At 38.8% G+C, this 18,720-nt stretch carries 18 protein-coding genes; 14 read left to right on the top strand and 4 right to left on the bottom strand.

All coding sequences use genetic code 11. The features are described from left to right. Window positions 1–442: 442 nt before the first annotated feature. Window positions 443–1,687 carry a tyrosine--tRNA ligase gene (gene tyrS / locus RGU12_RS12120; protein WP_309536378.1) on the top strand — a complete coding sequence of 415 codons (1,245 nt, stop codon included), beginning with the start codon at window positions 443–445 and terminating at the stop codon, window positions 1,685–1,687. A gap of 43 nt (window positions 1,688–1,730) precedes the next feature. On the opposite strand, the gene RGU12_RS12115 is transcribed toward tyrS, so the two are convergent. Then, window positions 1,731–2,570: a CAP domain-containing protein gene (locus RGU12_RS12115; RefSeq protein ID WP_309536377.1), complete on the bottom strand. Its 840-nt coding sequence runs from the start codon at window positions 2,568–2,570 to the stop codon at window positions 1,731–1,733. Window positions 2,571–2,744: 174 nt separating this feature from the next. Next, a complete protein-coding gene (locus RGU12_RS12110) occupies window positions 2,745–3,260 on the bottom strand; it encodes a DUF3231 family protein (protein WP_309536531.1) in 516 nt (171 codons plus the stop codon). A gap of 165 nt (window positions 3,261–3,425) precedes the next feature. Here RGU12_RS12110 and kynB point away from each other — a divergent pair, with 165 nt between their 5' ends. Continuing rightward, window positions 3,426–4,046: an arylformamidase gene (gene kynB, locus RGU12_RS12105; protein WP_309536376.1), complete on the top strand. Its 621-nt coding sequence runs from the start codon at window positions 3,426–3,428 to the stop codon at window positions 4,044–4,046. A gap of 70 nt (window positions 4,047–4,116) precedes the next feature. Here kynB and RGU12_RS12100 read toward each other — a convergent pair whose 3' ends face one another. Beyond that, on the bottom strand, window positions 4,117–4,266 hold the full coding sequence (locus tag RGU12_RS12100) for a hypothetical protein (RefSeq protein WP_189655342.1): 150 nt from the start codon (window positions 4,264–4,266) through the stop codon (window positions 4,117–4,119). Between the two features lie 299 nt (window positions 4,267–4,565). Here RGU12_RS12100 and nagE point away from each other — a divergent pair, with 299 nt between their 5' ends. The 5 genes from nagE to RGU12_RS12075 all read left to right on the top strand — a co-directional run bounded on the left by nagE (window position 4,566) and on the right by RGU12_RS12075 (window position 9,764). After that, window positions 4,566–6,011, top strand: coding sequence for an N-acetylglucosamine-specific PTS transporter subunit IIBC (gene nagE, locus RGU12_RS12095; protein WP_309536375.1), 1,446 nt, complete (start codon window positions 4,566–4,568; stop codon window positions 6,009–6,011). 171 nt (window positions 6,012–6,182) lie between these two features. Next, the gene (gene nagA, locus RGU12_RS12090; protein WP_309536374.1) at window positions 6,183–7,343 is read left to right on the top strand and encodes an N-acetylglucosamine-6-phosphate deacetylase; all 1,161 of its coding nucleotides are present in this window, start codon (window positions 6,183–6,185) and stop codon (window positions 7,341–7,343) included. A gap of 12 nt (window positions 7,344–7,355) precedes the next feature. Continuing rightward, window positions 7,356–8,150 carry a glucosamine-6-phosphate deaminase gene (gene nagB / locus RGU12_RS12085; protein ID WP_309536373.1) on the top strand — a complete coding sequence of 265 codons (795 nt, stop codon included), beginning with the start codon at window positions 7,356–7,358 and terminating at the stop codon, window positions 8,148–8,150. Then, window positions 8,107–8,832, top strand: a complete 726-nt coding sequence (locus tag RGU12_RS12080) for a GntR family transcriptional regulator (protein ID WP_116354571.1) — start codon at window positions 8,107–8,109, stop codon at window positions 8,830–8,832. Before nagB ends, RGU12_RS12080 begins: the two co-directional genes overlap by 44 nt. 14 nt (window positions 8,833–8,846) lie before the next feature. After that, a complete protein-coding gene (locus RGU12_RS12075) occupies window positions 8,847–9,764 on the top strand; it encodes a DUF7916 family protein (protein WP_116354572.1) in 918 nt (305 codons plus the stop codon). Between the two features lie 20 nt (window positions 9,765–9,784). Here the strand turns inward: RGU12_RS12075 and RGU12_RS12070 are convergent, their stop codons facing one another. Further along, window positions 9,785–10,222 carry a VanZ family protein gene (locus tag RGU12_RS12070; protein WP_309536372.1) on the bottom strand — a complete coding sequence of 146 codons (438 nt, stop codon included), beginning with the start codon at window positions 10,220–10,222 and terminating at the stop codon, window positions 9,785–9,787. A gap of 140 nt (window positions 10,223–10,362) precedes the next feature. On the opposite strand from RGU12_RS12070, the gene RGU12_RS12065 reads away from it, so the two are divergent. The 7 genes from RGU12_RS12065 to cshA all read left to right on the top strand — a co-directional run bounded on the left by RGU12_RS12065 (window position 10,363) and on the right by cshA (window position 18,668). Then, window positions 10,363–10,767, top strand: coding sequence for a rhodanese-like domain-containing protein (locus tag RGU12_RS12065; RefSeq protein ID WP_309536371.1), 405 nt, complete (start codon window positions 10,363–10,365; stop codon window positions 10,765–10,767). 263 nt (window positions 10,768–11,030) lie between these two features. Next, complete coding sequence (locus RGU12_RS12060; protein ID WP_309536370.1) at window positions 11,031–11,441, top strand: MerR family transcriptional regulator; 411 nt, start codon at window positions 11,031–11,033, stop codon at window positions 11,439–11,441. A gap of 187 nt (window positions 11,442–11,628) precedes the next feature. Further along, entirely contained in the window at window positions 11,629–12,951 is a 1,323-nt protein-coding gene (locus tag RGU12_RS12055; RefSeq protein ID WP_309536369.1) for a hemolysin family protein, read from the top strand. A gap of 333 nt (window positions 12,952–13,284) precedes the next feature. Then, window positions 13,285–14,370 carry a D-alanine--D-alanine ligase gene (locus RGU12_RS12050; protein ID WP_309536368.1) on the top strand — a complete coding sequence of 362 codons (1,086 nt, stop codon included), beginning with the start codon at window positions 13,285–13,287 and terminating at the stop codon, window positions 14,368–14,370. 60 nt (window positions 14,371–14,430) lie between these two features. Then, entirely contained in the window at window positions 14,431–15,804 is a 1,374-nt protein-coding gene (locus RGU12_RS12045; protein WP_309536367.1) for a UDP-N-acetylmuramoyl-tripeptide--D-alanyl-D-alanine ligase, read from the top strand. A gap of 278 nt (window positions 15,805–16,082) precedes the next feature. Further along, complete coding sequence (locus RGU12_RS12040; protein ID WP_309536366.1) at window positions 16,083–16,790, top strand: alpha/beta hydrolase; 708 nt, start codon at window positions 16,083–16,085, stop codon at window positions 16,788–16,790. A gap of 384 nt (window positions 16,791–17,174) precedes the next feature. Continuing rightward, window positions 17,175–18,668: a degradosome RNA helicase CshA gene (gene cshA, locus RGU12_RS12035; RefSeq protein ID WP_309536365.1), complete on the top strand. Its 1,494-nt coding sequence runs from the start codon at window positions 17,175–17,177 to the stop codon at window positions 18,666–18,668. Window positions 18,669–18,720: the final 52 nt, after the last annotated feature.

Here is an 18,720-nt window from a genome sequence, read left to right as displayed (position 1 = left end):
TGAAGTGTAATCTCGGAGACAAAAGAGAGTTGAGCGTGGTAAGAAATGTCTTTGAGAGGCGGCCTCGCGGAAAAAACTGGTCCCAGCGCAGCCTGAAATGTCTCTGAAGTGTAATCTCGGAGACAAAAGAGAGTTGAGCGTGGTAAGAAATGTCTTTGAAAGGCGGCCTCGCGGACAAAAGCAGGTTAAGCGCAGCCTGAAATGTCTCTGAAGTGTAATCTCGGAGACAAAAGAAAGTTGAGCGTGGTAAGAAGTGTCTTTGGGAGGCGACCTCGCGGACAAAAGCGGGTTAAGCAAAGACTAATATGTCTCTAATCAGTTGTCTCAAAGACTAAAGTCCATCAATGCTATATGAAATGTCCTTGACCGATATTTTCTAAATCCAAAATCCTTATAAGAAAGTCATATCATTTAAAAAAATACATACTAGGAGGAAAACCGAATGGAGAACTTTATTGAACAATTAACAGATGAACAAAAAATAGAACTAGAAAGACAGTTTGCCATCTATTCTAATGGGGTACAAGAAATAGTTCCTGCACATGAACTAAAACAAAAGATCGCCAAATCCATTGTGACCAACCAACCACTAAAAGTAAAACTAGGTCTTGACCCATCTGCACCAGATGTACACTTAGGACATACGGTGGTGTTAAATAAATTAAAACAATTCCAAGAAAATGGGCATGTCGTTCAGCTTCTAATCGGTGACTTTACAGGGAAAATCGGCGATCCAACTGGTAAATCTGTTGCTCGTAAACAACTGACAGACGAAGAAGTAAAGCATAATGCCAAAACATACTTTGAGCAGTTTGGAAAAGTCTTAGACATGGAAAAGGTTGAGCTACATTACAACTCGAAGTGGCTATCACCTTTAAATTTCGAGGACATTATCAACCTAGCGGCAAGTATTACAGTTGCACGCTTGCTTGAAAGAAATGATTTCTCTGAACGTTTAGCAACTGGAAAGCCGATTTCGCTTCATGAATTCTTCTACCCACTTATGCAGGGCTATGATTCTGTTGCGCTAGAAAGCGATATTGAATTAGGTGGAAATGATCAACACTTTAACGTGTTAATGGGAAGACATTTACAAGAACATTTTGGTAAAGAAAAGCAAGTTGTTATTCTTCTTCCATTATTAGAGGGGCTTGATGGCGTTGAAAAAATGTCCAAGTCAAAAGGGAACTACATTGGCGTTGATGAGGCACCAAATGATATGTACGGAAAAACGATGTCTATCCAGGACGAAATGATGGCAAAATACTTTGATTTAGTAACTGACTTATCTCTTGAAGAAAAGAATGAAATCAAAGTAAACATAGGAAATGGTACGCTTCACCCACGTGATGCAAAAATGCTTCTTGGTAGAACGATTGTGAGAATGTATCATGGTGAAGAAGCAGCCCAGCAAGCTGAAAATCATTTTAAAACAGTCTTTCAAAAAGGAGTAATTCCAGAAGACATTCCAGAAGTCACTTGGTCAGGAGAAAACTCAATCTCCATTATAGATTTACTTGTTCAGTTGGATTTACAAAAGTCCAAAGGGGAAGCACGGAAAATGATCCAAAATGGTGGCGTCAAACTAAATGGCGAAAAAGTGGAGGATATTCATTTAGAAGTGGAAATTACAGACGACATGATTGTTCAAGTCGGAAAGCGCAAATTTGTGAAAATTAAGAAGTAATAAATAATGGGGCGACATATTACTATGTCTGCCCCAATTTAATTTATTTTCCAATAAACATTTGTGACCAGTAGTTACCGCTTGCTTGGTGACCAACTCCAATATGTGTGAAGTTTGCATTCAGGATGTTTTTACGATGTCCTTCACTGTTCATCCAAGCATTTACCACAGCTTCTGGAGATGTTTGTCCTTTGGCAATATTTTCACCAGCCGTCTTGTACGATACCCCAAAGTCCCTCATCATATCAAACGGAGATCCGTAAGTAGGACTCGTATGGGAAAAATAATTTTTTTGCTGCATGTCATTTGCTTTTGTCTTTGCAACTTTGCTTAATGCTGTATCCATCTGAAGGGCAGGTAAACCGTTTTTCTTACGCTGTGCATTTGTAAGGTCAATTACCTGTCTTTCAAAATTACTAACTCCCCCCGTTGCCGGTGCTGGAGCAGGAGTCGCAGGCTGCTGAGTGGCAGGCTGACGGTTTTGTTCAACAGGTGGCGTTTGCCCTGTTGGGTAATTTGGTGCCGGTGCAACATTGTTTGGTGCTGGTACCGCATTATTTGGGCCACCTGTAAATTGATTGTAGCCATTCGGAACTACGTTCGTTCCGTTTGGCGTTCCCACAACGATTTTTTTGTTAATGAAACGAAAATATTTTTGTTGACCTTGTGTGTTCTGAACACTTGTGGTATGTGGATACTTATCGCTAGACGTTGTCGTGCGATAAGGACGGTCTTGTTTTATGAGATAGCCGTTATTCACATTCTCTACGTTTGCTGAACGGTTCGTATCAGTATCATCTGCCGCGTTGTTGTTATTACAGGCAGATAATAAAAGCATCGCAGACCCTAGAATCGCTATACCTGTTTTTGTAAATCTTTGCAATCTAAATTCCTCCTTTGCATGATTCGATTTACTTTTATATTTTGCTACTTCCCTTAAGAAAGTATGGATGGTAATTAAAGAGAGAGGCAGACAGAACGTTAGCACAAATGAAAAATGTTAAAATTACCAATAAAAAAAGGCAGCTCCGTATTGGATCTGCCTTTCAAGGAATCTTTAGCATCCCTCAGCTTTATTGATATGAAGTGGAGGAGGAACAAGCCACCCTTTTTCTTTGTTTAAACGTAGCATTCTTGCACCAAACTGAGCTTTCTTCATATGGAATTGCCCATACATTGCGGCAATATCCTCACGAATGGATTGTCCAATGACCGTACTACATGCAACTAAACCTGCAGCAATATCAGCAGACACCGTAGCTGCAATTTCAGGGTCTAGAAAACGAGCACCTGGAGGGATATTCTCAAGACATGCATTAGGTCGCTCTGGAGGTGCAGGGGGTAGCCCTACTCCATTTTCCTTTAACAGCGTTTCAACTTCTTCAATTTCAAGTTTGATTCCATTTTCAATAATGTCTTCCAAAAGTTTCTTTAAATCGTCATCACCTGTATGATTAAGTAACGTCTGGTAAGCAGAAACCATACCTTTTGCTGCTAATAAGTGAGACCATACACTAAAAACTTCACCATAATGCATGGGTTCTTCCTTCGGATTTCCACTTAATATTCCCATCATAATCCTCCTTAATGGTTGTAATCTCATGACATCACCTTCTTTTTGAGAAGACATTTCTAGAATCTCCGCTAGATATTAATTTATGTTAAGAATAAAATGACAGATTTGTTAGACCAAAATCGTATACTTAATAGGAAGAAAATATAGGTAGAGGTGAATGACATGAAAATCATTGATATTTCACAGCCACTAAGTCATACCACAAAAGAATGGCCGAATGATACTCCGTTTGAATACAAACTATCTTGGTCCATTAAGGAAGCTTCAACAGTTAATGTAGGAAAAATCACAACAAGTACCCATATTGGAACGCATATTGATGCACCTTTCCACTTTGATGATGATGGAAAAAAAGTCCATGAACTAGAACTTGACATATATGTGGGTAAAGCACGAGTAATTGAGGTATCGGGAAAAAACGAGATTGGAATCGAGGACCTTAACAGGTTTGATTTAAGGGGTGTGAAAAGATTATTAATCCGCACAAATTCTTGGGAAAATCGAAGCAGATTTCCGACAACGATTACAAGCTTAAATCCAAAGATCGCTCCATTTCTAGCTGAAATAGGAATTCAATTAATTGGGGTGGACACGCCATCTGTAGATCAGTTGGATAGCAAAGAATTACAAGCCCATCATCAACTACATAAGCATGGCATTTATATCCTTGAGGGGATTGTATTAGATGTTGTGGAACCAGGTGATTATGAATTAATTGCACTCCCATTACCTATCGAAGGAGCAGATGGGAGTCCAGTACGTGCTGTACTAAAAAACATATAGGGGAAACACAGTAAAATCCATTGTTTCGAACAATGGATTTTTTTAACCTTTGGAAAGGAGGGATTTGTTATTAAGAAGCAAAAGGTATGAGATCATTCTGATTTACAAGTTCTACTTTGAAGAGAAATTCCATTTGTTTAATCTCATACATTCCATTTTCATAAACATATAGAACTTCGTACAAATCGTTATTATAAACAACTTTATCGCCTTGTTTCATGGAATACCTCCTAATCAATTGCTTATCCCTAGTGTAATATAATGAAATCCCTTCATCTATACGCCTTTAGTAATATTGTAGTAGATAAAAATGCTGATTTTTTGTCATAAATTCATTAAAACTGGTATAGACAACTAAACCCCTCGATGTTAAAATGAGTTGCGGTAAGTATTCTGCCTATCTTTTGGTTACACTAACGTGTAAGCGTTGCCTATAGTTGAATTCATTCTTGATTATTTTAAGATGTTAGAGGGCCAAAGATAAGAAGAAAACTACAAAATAGAGGAGGAATTATCATCATGATGAAGTATCTTCAAAAAATTGGTCGTTCATTGATGTTACCGGTTGCGGTATTACCAGCAGCGGCGATTTTGATGGGTATCGGTTACTGGATTGACCCTACTGGTTGGGGTGCAGACAACGCGATTGCTGCATTTTTAATCAAGGCAGGATCTTCAATTATTGACAATATGTCAATTTTATTTGCTGTCGGTGTTGCTTTAGGTATGTCTAAGGATAAAGACGGATCAGCAGCATTAAGTGGTCTGGTTGCATACCTTGTTATTACAACGCTACTTGGAACAAACACAGTTGCAATGCTTCAAGGGGTGGACCCGGGTGAAGTAAATGCGGCCTTTGGAAAAATTGGAAACCAATTTATTGGTATCCTCTCAGGATTAGTTGCTGCAGCGATGTACAATCGTTTCAGTGAGGTACAATTACCAGATGCTCTAGCATTCTTTAGTGGTAAACGTTTAGTACCAATTATGACATCTGTAGCGATGATTGTCGCATCAGCGATTCTTTTCTTTGTATGGCCAGTGGTTTATACAGGATTAGTTTCATTTGGTAAAGGAATTAGTGAATTAGGTTCTATCGGAGCAGGACTTTACGGATTCTTTAACAGATTATTAATTCCAACAGGATTACACCATGCTTTAAACTCTGTATTCTGGTTTGACGTTGCAGGTATTAACGATATCGGAAACTTCTGGTCAGGAAAAGGAGAAAAAGGTATTACGGGTATGTATCAAGCTGGATACTTCCCAGTTATGATGTTTGGTCTACCAGCTGCTGCACTTGCTATGTATCATACAGCGAAAACAGCTCGTAAAAAACAAGTTGCTTCTTTAATGTTAGCAGCAGGTTTTGCATCATTCTTTACAGGTGTTACAGAACCACTTGAATTTGCATTCATGTTCGTTGCACCTGCATTATATGTGGTTCACGCAGCATTAACAGGTATTTCTTTATTCATCGCATCAACGTTCCACTGGACTGCAGGTTTCGGATTCAGTGCAGGTTTAGTTGACTTTGTCTTAAGTTCACGATTACCGCTAGCAAATATGCCATATATGCTATTGCTGCAGGGTCTTGTGTTCTTTGTTCTTTACTATGTAATCTTCCGTTTCTTAATCACGAAGTTTAATATCAAAACTCCTGGTAGGGAAGATGATGTAGAAGAAGGTCAAGCCATTCAAGCAGACGGAAAAACAAGATTCGCGGCGATGGCAGCTCAAATTTATGAAGGCCTAGGTGGAGACGAGAACGTAACGTCAGTTGATAACTGTGTAACTCGTCTACGTTTAGAAGTTAAAGATATGGATAAAGTCGATCAGCAAAAAATTAAATCAACTGGAGTTCCGGGAATCAACATTGTTGGTAAAAACAGCATTCAGGTTATTGTAGGAACAAACGTACAATTTGTTGCAGACGAAGTCCATAAAATTCGTAAAGAAAAATAAAAATGAAGGACTGTTCCACATAGGGACGGTCCTTCCTTCTTTACTAGGAAAACAATAATTTTATGATAAGATGGGAAAAGTAAAGAAAAATAACAAATCATATAGTGGTATAGACAACTAGTCACGACTAAAGATATACTTATACTAAGAAACATAAAAGGAGTCCTTGATATGTATATAACAAATCTGACTATATATTCCGAAGATGGTATCCTTGAAAAAGGTTTTATTGAAATTGATAGAGATAAGATAAAAAGGGTTGGCCAAATGGCTGACTTCCAAGCAAGCGATAAAGACGAAGTCATTACTTTTGATGATTCACACTCACTCATTCCAGGTATGATTGATTTACATATTCACGGTGCTGGCGGTGCCGATGTGATGGATGCAAGCCCTGCTGCATTAGAAACAATGACAAATATGTTACCAAAGGAAGGTACTACAAGCTTTCTTGCAACAACGATGACGAAGACAAAAGAAGATATTGAGAATGCGATTGGGACTATTGCTGATTTTATAACGAAGCAACATCCAGGTAATGCTGAGATTTTAGGCGCACATTTAGAGGGGCCATTTTTGTCTCCGAAAAGAGCGGGAGCACAGCATCCAGACAATATCATTAACCCAGATGTGGAACTGTTTAAAAAATGGCAATCCCTATCAGGCGACAATATTCGCCTTGTGACATTAGCGCCAGAAGAACCAGGTGGACTTGAGTTAACAGCCCATTTGAAAAACACAGGCGTTGTGGCCTCCATAGGTCACTCAGACGCGGTATATGATGAGGTTGAAGCTGCGATAGAAGCAGGAGTTACCCATGCTACGCATTTATTTAACGGCATGCGCGGCATTCATCATCGGGAGCCAGGTGTAGCAGGTGCTGTTCTTTTACATGATGAAGTCAAATGCGAAATGATTGTCGATGGTATTCATATTGCACCTAAAATGGTGAAATTTGCATATAAAAATAAAGGGAGCGAAGGCTCTATTCTTGTAACCGATGCAATGCGTGCTAAATGTCTTGGTGCAGGAACGTATGATCTAGGTGGCCAAGAGGTAATTGTGAATGAGGAAAGAGCTGTATTAAAAGATGGAACCTTGGCGGGAAGTATTTTAAAATTAAATGATGCAGTTCGAAACATGATGAAATTCGCAGATTGCTCTCTACAGGATATCACCGTGATGACAGCCGTTAACCCAGCAAAGCAAATCAATGTCTTTGACCGAAAAGGAAGCATTAAGGCTGGTAAGGATGCGGATATCGTTATAGTGAATGATCAATTAGAGGTAATCATGACGTTTTGTCGTGGAAAACTTGCGTATTCAAAATAGGGAGGAATCATGATGAAAGTTGTAGCAGTAAAGAACTTTGAAGAAATGAGCCAACTGGCAGCAGCAATGATTTCACATCAAGTAAAAGAAGAACCAAACTCGGTACTAGGTCTTGCGACTGGTGGTACTGTAGTGGGCACATATAAGGAATTAATTAAGGATCACGAGCAAAATCATACGTCGTATGAAAACATTCATACCGTTAATCTAGATGAATATTTGGGAATTGATAAGAACCATCCAAATAGCTATTATCATTTCATGATGGAAAACCTTTTTTCCCATATCAATATTAATCAAGATAATACCCATATTCCAAACGGGCTGGCAAATAATTATGAAGAGGAAAGCCAAAAATATGAACAGGTCATTTCAGATTTAGGTGGAGTCGACCTTCAATTACTTGGGATCGGAGTGAATGGCCATATTGGCTTTAACGAGCCTGGTACTCCTTTCGATTCTGCAACTCATGTTGTCGAACTTGAAGAATCGACGAGACAAGCGAATAAGCGTTTTTTCAATAGCATCGAAGAAGTCCCAACACATGCTGTTACAATGGGGATCTCTACCATTATGAAAAGTAAAAAGATCCTATTGCTCGTTTCAGGAAAAACAAAGGCTGAAATTCTTGAAAAAGTAATCAATGAGGGCATCACAGAAACCATTCCGGCTACTGTTTTAAAGAATCATCCTGACGTTACGATTATTGCAGATGAAGAGGCACTTTCATTAGTGGATGATGAAAAAAAGAGGGGCTTTGATCGTGATAAAGAAGAGTTCACCAGTACCTATTTACTTTCAAATTGAGCAAGGAATTCGTGAAAAAATCGAAAAAAAAGAGCTGAAGCCTGGCGACATGATTCCATCTGAAAGAGAATACGCAGAAAAGTTTCAAATCAGTAGGATGACTGTTAGACAAGCCATCAATAATCTTGTCAATGAAGGTTATTTAGAAAGAGTACGAGGAAAAGGGACTTTCGTTACTGTAAAAAAAATTGAAAAGAATACTCAGAAGTTAACGAGCTTCTCAGAGGACATGCTTTCTAGAGGGCTTAAACCAGCTACAAAGGTATTAAGCTTTAAAATAATAGAAGCAGACTCTTTAATTGCCTCGCGACTTAAGGTGGAAATAGGGGCAGAGGTTTACAAAATTGAACGATTACGACTTGCAGACCAGCAGCCAATGGCTTTTGAGGTTTTTTATATGTCACAAGACCTTGTGCCAGGTCTAACATGGGAAGTGGCAGAGCGCTCCATATTTGGATATGCAGAGGAAATTGGGCTTCATATCACTTCTGGGGTTCAGGAGCTTGAAGCAACGACCGCCCAAAAGCGTGAGGCATCTGCGTTGGGAATTAAGGTGGGAGCACCTATTCTATATTTTCAACAAACATCATACCTTGAGGATCAGCAACCACTCGAGTTTGTAAAATCATATTACCGTGGTGATAGATATAAATATAAGGTGGAAGTGGTTCGAACATTATAGTAGGAGGTTTCATCATGAAACGACTTTTAGATTGTACAGCCTCAGATTTTCAAAAAATGAACGGACAGGATCTCAAACAATCCATTAAGGCTTCTGAAGGAAGGGTTATTTTATCAGAGGTAATTGGTTCCTTTCAGCCAATATATCCAGCCGTAACGAATGCCGAAATGGCGTCAGCATTTGGTGCCGATCTCTTGATTTTTAATTATTTTGATGTTTTTTCTCCTTTTGTAGAAGGATTTGAAGCTGGGGAGGGTGAATCCATCGTTGAAAAGCTAAAGGAGCTTACCGGCAGACCAATTGGCTTAAATTTAGAGCCTGTTGACCCCAATGCACAGCAACTTGAAAAACTAAGTCAACTTCCAAAAGGTCGCTTGGCAACAGAGGAATCCTTACGAGAAGCGAAAAAACTGGGATTTGACTTTGTTTGTTTAACTGGAAACCCGAAAACGGGTGTTACAAATAATGAAATTGTCGTTGCGATTAAGAAGGCACGTGAAGTATTTGGTAATGAAGGTCTTATTATTGCTGGAAAAATGCACGGTGCGGGAGTAGCCAATGAGTCCGGAAGTGGAATCATTTCCGATACAGCATTAGAAAGCTTTGTTGATGCTGGGGCAGATGTAATTTTAATGCCAGCACCTGGAACCGTTCCGGGAATCACACTTGAAACAACGGAAAAAAATGTCCGTTTTGTTCATTCCAAAGGTGCATTGGTGATGCTAACAATTGGTACAAGCCAGGAAGGTGCCGATGAAGCAACCATTCGCCAAATTGCACTAACAAGTAAAATGGCAGGCGCCGACATCTATCATATTGGGGATGCTGGCTTCCATGGCATCGCTATCCCTGAAAACATTATGACGTATTCAATCGCGATTCGTGGAAAACGCCATACATATGTACGAATGGCAGCATCTGTCAATCGCTAAAGGAGACGAGGTATTTGACCTCATCTCCTTTTTTTACGTCGTCTTAAAATCTTCAATAAAATAAACCCAATCACAGCACCGACTGTATTCAGTATAATATCATCCACATCAAAGCTTCCGAGTTTACTAAAAAGCTGGAGAACTTCAAGAGAAAAAATACCTATGACAAATGCAAAAAAGAATAAAAAGAAATTTGACAACTTTGGAAAAAGAATGGGAAGCACAACCCCAAATGGTATAAAAACGCCAATATTACCTGCGATATTAATGATCCAGATGTGTAAAGGAAAATGATCGTAATACGTAAAATAATTTTTAATCGTTGAAAAAGGCGTTAGGTTATAACGGAATTCCCCGCCCTTTGTCCGAAAATATGCAAAAAACATCCAATAGATAAGAAATAGTGAATAAGTGATAAACACCGTACCAGCTAAAAATCGTTTTAAAGCCTGCCCCAATTTGTAGATTCCCCAATCCCTATAACATTTTTCTAGTCTACTCTACCGTAAATAGGAGGCATTGTCACATGCGATTTTTCGTTTCCTCCACATTTCGATTATAATAGGGAAATAACGTGTGTGAAAAGGGATGTTGAAAAATGGATACAATTACATGGCTGCAAATTGGATTAGGGGTTATTTTTGTTATTTTAATTTACGATTCTTTTAGACCTGTAAAAAACCTAGAACATTTATCGGAAGCGGATTTTAAAGAAAGAATGAAAAAGCCGAAGGAATTTGCGCTCATAGATGTGCGTAACCCTTATGAATACCAAACAAACCATATTAAAGGGGCCATTAATCTTCCTTTATCTAAAATTAAACGAAACAAGGTAGAGATCCCCACTGATAAGGACATTATTATATATTGCCAAACAGGGATCCGAAGCAAACAGGCTGCAAAAGTGTTACGAAGAAGGTATAGAGATTTACCATTATCCCACTTGAAGGGTGGTCTCTATAGTCTGAAAACACAGGCTACTCCTGGACAAAAGAAAAAGTAAAAAGAACAAACCGTACAGAAAAAACCATCACGTTTGACTGTACGGTTTGTTTTACATATAATAGAAGAATAGAAGTCTGATAGAAGAGTGCGTTCAAAAGGAGGATGAAAAGGACCGAGCATTTCGAGGCGGCGCAGTTTTGAGTAGCGGAACGTATGTAGTGAATACGTGAGCAACGGAAAAACAAGCCAACGAAGAAATTCGATGTGTCATTTTCACCGGACATTTGAACATCCTCTAGAAGGGGTGATGTCGTTGGGAAGTTGTACCGTATTGGAGAATTAGCAAAAGAAGCAAATGTATCAAAGCGCACGATTGATTATTACACACAGCTAGGTATTTTAACTCCTGAACGATCTGACTCGAACTATCGGTTCTATAGTGATGAGGCTGTGGAAACTCTTCATCTCGTAGCGCAGTATAAGGAATTAAACATCCCTTTGCTTGAAATTAAGGAAAAGGTAGAGCTTTTCCACACAAATCGTGTGGAGCAAGAGAAAGTCTTGAAATACACACAGGCACTTTCTAAGCGAATGGAGTATTTAGAAACAGAATTAAAAGATATGAAGCCAATGCTTGAGTCTCTCTCAGAAGAACAACAAAAATCTGTGATGAGTAAGATGTCAACACAAAGCATGACACTCGCTAAACTACTCATGGTTCTGTTTACTTGAATACAAGAATCATATAGTTATGAAACTTACAGAATAAAAATTCATTCTTAAAGAATAAAAAATCATTGTCATAAATACTTTGTATAAACAACATAAATGAAAAATGAAAAACTTACCTATTTAGGAGGTGTAATCCTTACTCGTCGAGGACGTGTAAGGAAACCATTTGGAGATATTTAATTTAGTCATGGTTGCAATTTTGATTGCGTTAACCGCCTTTTTTGTGGCGTCGGAGTTTGCGATTGTAAAAATAAGAAGTACTCGTATCGACCAACTCGTACAAGAAGGGAACAGGAGCGCAATTGCTGCTAAGACTGTCGTCTCAAACCTGGATGAATACCTGTCTGCATGTCAGTTAGGTATTACAGTAACAGCTTTAGGACTTGGTTTTCTTGGAGAAACAACTGTTGAGGCTTTACTTCATCCAATATTCGGTATGTTAAACATACCAACTTCATTTTCAAGTGTATTATCAATTGCTTTAGCGTTCCTGATCATTACGTTTCTACATGTAGTAGTCGGGGAGCTCGCTCCAAAAACAATTGCAATTCAAAAGGCAGAAAGAATTACCTTATTCTTTGCTAGACCATTAATCTTTTTCTATAGATTGATGTATCCGTTCATTTGGGTGCTAAACGGTTCTGCTCGCTTGTTAACTGGATTATTCGGCTATAAGCGAATATCAGAACACGACATTGCCCATACAGAAGAAGAATTGCGCCTGATTTTATCTGAAAGCTATAAAAATGGTGAAATTAACCAGTCTGAATATAAATATGTAAACAAAATCTTTGAATTCGATGATCGCGTGGCAAAGGAAGTCATGGTACCTCGTACCGAAATCATTGCTCTCGATAAGGAAAAATCAGTCCAAGAGATTTTAACGATTATGACAAGTGAGAAATACACTCGTTACCCAGTCGTTGATGGCGATAAGGACCATATTATCGGATTGGTTAACCTAAAGGAGCTACTTACTGATGTAGTAACAGGTACGGGTGCAAATGATAAAACAATTGAGGATTATACGAGACCGATTATTCATGTAATTGAATCAATTCCAATTCAAGAATTATTAGCGAAAATGCAAAGAGAACGCGTTCACATGGCGATCTTAATTGATGAATATGGTGGAACTTCTGGATTGGTGACGGTTGAGGATATTATTGAAGAAATCGTTGGGGAAATCCGCGATGAATTTGATACAGATGAAAAACCAGCCATCCAAAAAATTAATGATACGACTACCATATTAGATGGGAAGGTCTTAATCGGTGAGGTCAACGACTTGTTTGGATTGCACATTGATGATACGGATGTGGATACAATTAGTGGTTGGATTTTAACCGAACAAATTGACATCCACCCTGGTGACAAAATTCCATACGGGGATTATGAGTTTAGAATCGTTGAAATGGACGGTCACCATATTAAATCACTTGAAATCAAAAAGATCATCCTACAAGAACAAATCTACACCATTGGCCAAAGCGCCAGCGCACTTGAATAAATTTGTAAAAGCCTTGACGGTATCTGCCGTTGAGGCTTTTTTGGTGACTGGAAAATTAAGAACGCGCAATTCTTGCTGTTTTAGGCGCGATTATCTAAAATAGGACACAAATCGCCCTTAATAACGCGCAATTATAGATTGTTAATACGCAATTCCTTGACTTAGAGTATAGCCATACTACCATTTCTACTCGAAAATTTAAGATCAAGCCTAGACAGACACTTTTCTAGACATATGTAATAAATTATAGAAATGTTACGTAATTGTTATATAATATAATCGCGTTAATGTTAAAATAGAGGGTATATTGATTTTTTAGGAGGAAGCTTGCTTATGAAAGTCAAACTAGGCTTGCTATACGGAGGGAAATCAGCTGAGCATAAGGTTTCCTTACAAACCGCATTAGCTGTAATCAAAGCGTTAGATCACTCAAAATACGATATTCATCCCATTTATATATCGGAAGAAGGCGAATGGATTCGCGGAAGCCAATTAACTGGTCCTGTCGATGACGTAAAGAAACTAGTTCTAAAAGAAACCGGAACTCCAATTTCACCAGTTTCTTTAAATGCTGAACTTTTCCCAGCAGAGCAATCAAATCAAGATGAAATGATTGATGTCGTGTTCCCATTGTTACATGGACCAAACGGAGAGGACGGAACGGTTCAAGGACTACTTGAGCTAGTAAACATTCCATATGTCGGAAACGGCGTACTTGCGTCATCTGCAGGTATGGACAAAGTCATTATGAAAAACATCTTCGGTCAAGCGGGACTGGTTCAAGCAAAATATGTTTCCTATATTCGAAGCGAATGGAGGCAAAAGCCAGAAGAAGCTTATGCGAAGGTTGAAGAAAAATTAGGTTATCCATGCTTTGTAAAACCTGCAAACCTTGGTTCAAGTGTAGGTATTAGTAAAGCGACAAACCGGGAAAGCCTTGAAAAAGCGTTTGAGGAAGCATTTATGTTTGATCGAAAAGTCATCATTGAAGAGGCGATCATTGGTCGTGAAATCGAGATTGGTGTCCTTGGAAACGATAACCCAAGCTGTTCAGTTGTTGGTGAAATCGTACCGAAGAAGGACTTTTATGACTACAAAGCTAAATATGAAGATGGCGATACAGCACTTATTATTCCAGCTGATATTACAGATGAGGAATACGAATCCGTCAAAACAGAGGCGATTAAGGCATTCAAAGCCCTCGATTGTTCAGGATTAGTAAGAGCAGATTTCTTCTTAACAAAAGAAGGAAAAGTCATTATTAATGAGGTCAACACAATGCCTGGATTTACACCATTTAGTATGTTCCCGTTACTATGGCAAGAGGCTGGTGTAAGTTATCCAGAGCTTATTGAAAAATTAGTAGAGCTTGCAATTGAGCGTCACACTGAAAAACAAACGATCAAATACACGATTTAACAACTAGAAACACTATTCTTCCTTCTGAATAGTGTTTCTTCATGAAAAGGGGAGAACCTTGTGATTAAAAAGACTTTAGCCCAAATCGAACAGATGGCAAATGGTGAAAAGCTTGACCCGCAACACAAGACTGTCGTAATCGAAGGTGTATCCATCGATACAAGGACCATCTCATCAGGGAATCTGTACATACCAATCATCGGTGAGACCTTTAATGGCCATCAATTTGTAAATGCAGCCATAGAAAATGGGGCAGCGGCTGTGTTGTGGGGGAGTGACCAACCGGATCCGCCACAGCAAGTCCCGGTTATCTTTGTAAAGGATACGTTAGAAGCTCTTCAAACCCTCGCGAAAAGCTACCGTGATGAGCTTGCAATGAAAGTGGTGGGGATTACAGGAAGTAATGGGAAAACAACCACAAAAGACATGGTTACAGCGGTTTTATCAACTTCCATGCGTGTTCAAAAAACAGAAGGTAATCTTAACAACCAGATTGGTTTACCTTTAACGATTTTACGACTTAAAGAAGATACAGAGGTTGCTGTGCTTGAAATGGGAATGAGTGCTTTCGGAGAAATCGAATTCCTTACTCGATTAGCACGCCCTGATGTGGCTGTGATTACGAATATTGGTGAATCACATATGATGGAACTTGGCTCCCGCGAAGGAATTGCAAAGGCTAAGCTTGAAATCGTTGATGGATTATCAAAAGAAGGTTTGCTCATTTACCATGGGGATGAGCCTCTTTTAACAGAAAAAGTTAAAGAGATGGATATCCAGACAACAACCTTTGGCGAGTCTCAGCAAAATGACTTATATCCACTCACGATCAAACAGGAAAACGAGGGAACCTACTTTTCAATTAATAAACAGGAGAAGAAGGAATTTTACGTGCCAGTCCTCGGCAAGCATAATGTTAACAATGCGATGGCAGCGATTGCTGTGGCAAGACATTTCGACTTATCCTGGGATAAGATCGAAAGTGGGTTAAAACAAATCAAAATCACGAATATGAGACTTGAATTAATTGAAGGTATCAATGGAACGAAATTAATTAATGATGCTTATAATGCAAGCCCGTTATCTATGAAGGCAGCGATTAGTTTAGTCCATGATCTACAAACGGCAGGTAAAAAAATTGTTGTGTTAGGTGACATGTTAGAGCTTGGAGACAAAGAAAATGAATATCACGAAGAAGTGGGTCGATTCATTCAACCTGATAAGGTTAATTATGTATTTACGTATGGCAGATTAGGAGCGCATATTGCTAGTGGTGCAAGGGAGCAGTTCCCACAAGACCGAGTATTTGCATATCAAGATAAAGAACAACTCATTGAAGCCCTACGTAAGTATTTATCTGAAGGGGACATCCTTTTGGTTAAAGGCTCAAGAGGAATGAAACTTGAAGAAATCGTCATTGCCTTCAAAAAATAAGAAAAAGCTCGGTGCTAATTACCGAGCTTTTTTCTAGTTAATAAATGGAAGAATAATTAAAATAGTAAGTAAGATTCCTAAGGAGTAAGATAATAGTTCTTTCATAAAATCAGGTTTTTCATTGAATAGCTTGTCCATTTTAAAACCTCCTTAAATGCTTCTTACTTATTAGTACGTTTGAAAACGAAAAATGTTACAAAAACATTACAATTATTTCAAAAATATTTATTTTTTGATGAATACGCCAAGGCGTAATTGATTGAAAGGTGGTCTATTTCATGATTGGCTGTTTGTTCATACATGGTTTTACAGGGGCTCCATATGAAATTGAGCCACTTGCAACGTATATCCGTCATTCAACAGATTGGGTCGTCCGTACCCCCACCTTACCTGGTCATGGTGAGACCCTAGCCTTAAAAGGAAGACATTACTCAGAATGGATTGAACATGCTGAAAGAGAACTAGTCGAACTCCTCCACATTTGTGACAAAGTGTTTGTTGTTGGTTTTTCAATGGGTGGGCTCATTGCAGGCTATTTAGCAACTCGTTATCCTATTCAAAAGCTCGTTTTACTTAGTGCGGCTGCTTATTATATCAATCCGAAGCAGTTAGTAGCAGATATTAGGATCATGCTTCGCGATGGATTAAACAAAAACCTTCATAAAAATGAACTTTATTTGCGCTATAAAAAGAAAATAGTGGATACACCTTTATCTGCAACTATTGAATTTCGAAAGTTAGTACGAAAAATTAGGCCTGAGCTTCGCCTTATCAAAGTTCCAACTTTAATCGTCCAAGGAGAATGCGATGGAATTGTGCCGATGAAAAGTGCGCATTACTTACATCAAGTTATCTCATCAACTGAAAAAAAGCTCCTTTTTTTTCCATGTGCAAAGCATCATGTTTGTTATGGTGAAGACCAGGAAAGACTATTTGAAGAGGTGGATTCTTTCTTACATGAACAAACAAAAGAATGTATATACTAATCATTGGAAGTTTCACTTTATTGCATTTCTAATGGGGTAGTGGTAAGATTACAACTACAGTGTTAAAAAGGGCATTGCTCGTCTAACCCATTAGTGGCGCCCTTTTATTAACTTTTTGGACGTGAACCCTAAGGGCATTACTTCCGTTACCTTCACGGAAAATGTCCTTTTTTTAAGCAGAATTCGATTCTGGTCTATTATAAATACTAGGCAGATGCCTACCTACAGTTGCATATCTCGTTATGTGTAGGTTTTGCGATCATAATACAATCTTCATTTGTATCCAGCTTAAACGAGGCGAAAGCCCAGTGTCTATACAGATTTCCCGTCTAAAAGTCAATTTTGTCATTGTACAAATAGATTAGCAAAAGGAGTATGAAAAAATTGGCAGCATTTAACGAATTAGGGATTAGCGAAGATCTAATGAAATCGATTAATCAAATGGGGTTTGAAGAAGCAACTCCCATTCAATCACAAACGATTCCATTAGCACTCGAAGGGCATGATGTAATTGGTCAAGCCCAAACAGGAACAGGAAAAACAGCAGCATTTGGAATTCCTCTTATTGAGAATGTCGATATAAAAAACGACAACATTCAAGGAATTGTCATTGCACCAACTCGTGAGCTTGCGATTCAAGTATCGGAAGAACTTCATAAAATCGGCCGCTATAACCGCGTCCGTATTTTACCAATCTATGGTGGGCAAGACATCACTCGCCAAATCCGTTCACTAAAAAAACACCCACATATCATTGTTGGTACGCCAGGTCGTGTAATTGACCACATTAACCGTAAAACGCTTAAGCTTCAAAATGTAAAAACAGTGGTGCTTGATGAAGCAGATGAAATGTTAAACATGGGCTTTATTGAGGATATTGAGGCGATTTTAAAAGGAGTTCCTGAAGAACGCCAAACACTGCTTTTCTCTGCAACTATGCCAGGTCCAATTCAACGCATTGCTGAGCGTTTCATGAAAGACCCAAAAGTTGTAAAAGTAAAAACAAAAGAAATGACTGTACCGAATATTCAACAGTACTACCTAGAAGTACAAGAAAAGAAGAAGTTCGACGTGTTAACTCGTCTATTAGATATCCAATCTCCAGAATTGGCAATTATCTTTGGACGTACAAAGCGTCGTGTTGATGAGCTTTCTGAAGCCTTGACTCTAAGAGGCTATGCGGCTGAAGGAATCCACGGTGACCTTAGCCAGGCGAAACGTATATCGGTATTACGTAAATTTAAAGAAGGATCTATCGAAGTATTAGTTGCGACAGATGTAGCAGCACGTGGTCTAGACATTTCCGGTGTAACACATGTCTACAACTTTGATATTCCTCAAGACCCAGAAAGCTATGTTCACCGTATTGGACGTACAGGTCGTGCAGGTAAAACAGGTATGGCGATGACTTTCGTTACACCACGTGAAATTGGTCAACTTAAGAATGTTGAAAATACAACAAAACGTAAAATGGACAAAATGAAGCCACCAACATTGGATGAGGCTTTAGAAGGTCAACAAAAAATTACGATGGAAAAAATCGTGTCGATGATCGAGTCCAATAATTTATCCTATTACACTCGTATCGCTGAAGAGCTTTTAGAAGAGCATGATTCAGTTTCTGTTGTTGCAGCTGCGATTAAGTTAATGACAAAAGAGCCAGACGCAACACCAGTTAAATTAACTGAAGAAGCACCTGTTCGTGTGAAGAGAGACAATAGAGATAATAACAACCGCGGTGGACGTGATCGCGGACGTTATAAGGGTGGAAACCGAGATCGTGGACGTGGTAATGGTGGACGTCAAGGATCAGGTGGAAATCGTTATTCTTCAAGTGGTGGCAATCGTCGCGGCAACTTCCGTAAAAACGAAAATTAATAGTAAAAAACAGTGCGCAATTTATGTGCACTGTTTTTTTATGTATGATATT

This window comes from Ferdinandcohnia sp. QZ13, assembly GCF_031324165.1.
Classification (GTDB): Bacteria; Bacillota; Bacilli; order Bacillales; family Bacillaceae_L; genus Ferdinandcohnia.
The sequence above is the reverse complement of the archived record's forward strand: the minus strand, read 5'-3'. Positions and strand labels throughout refer to the sequence as shown.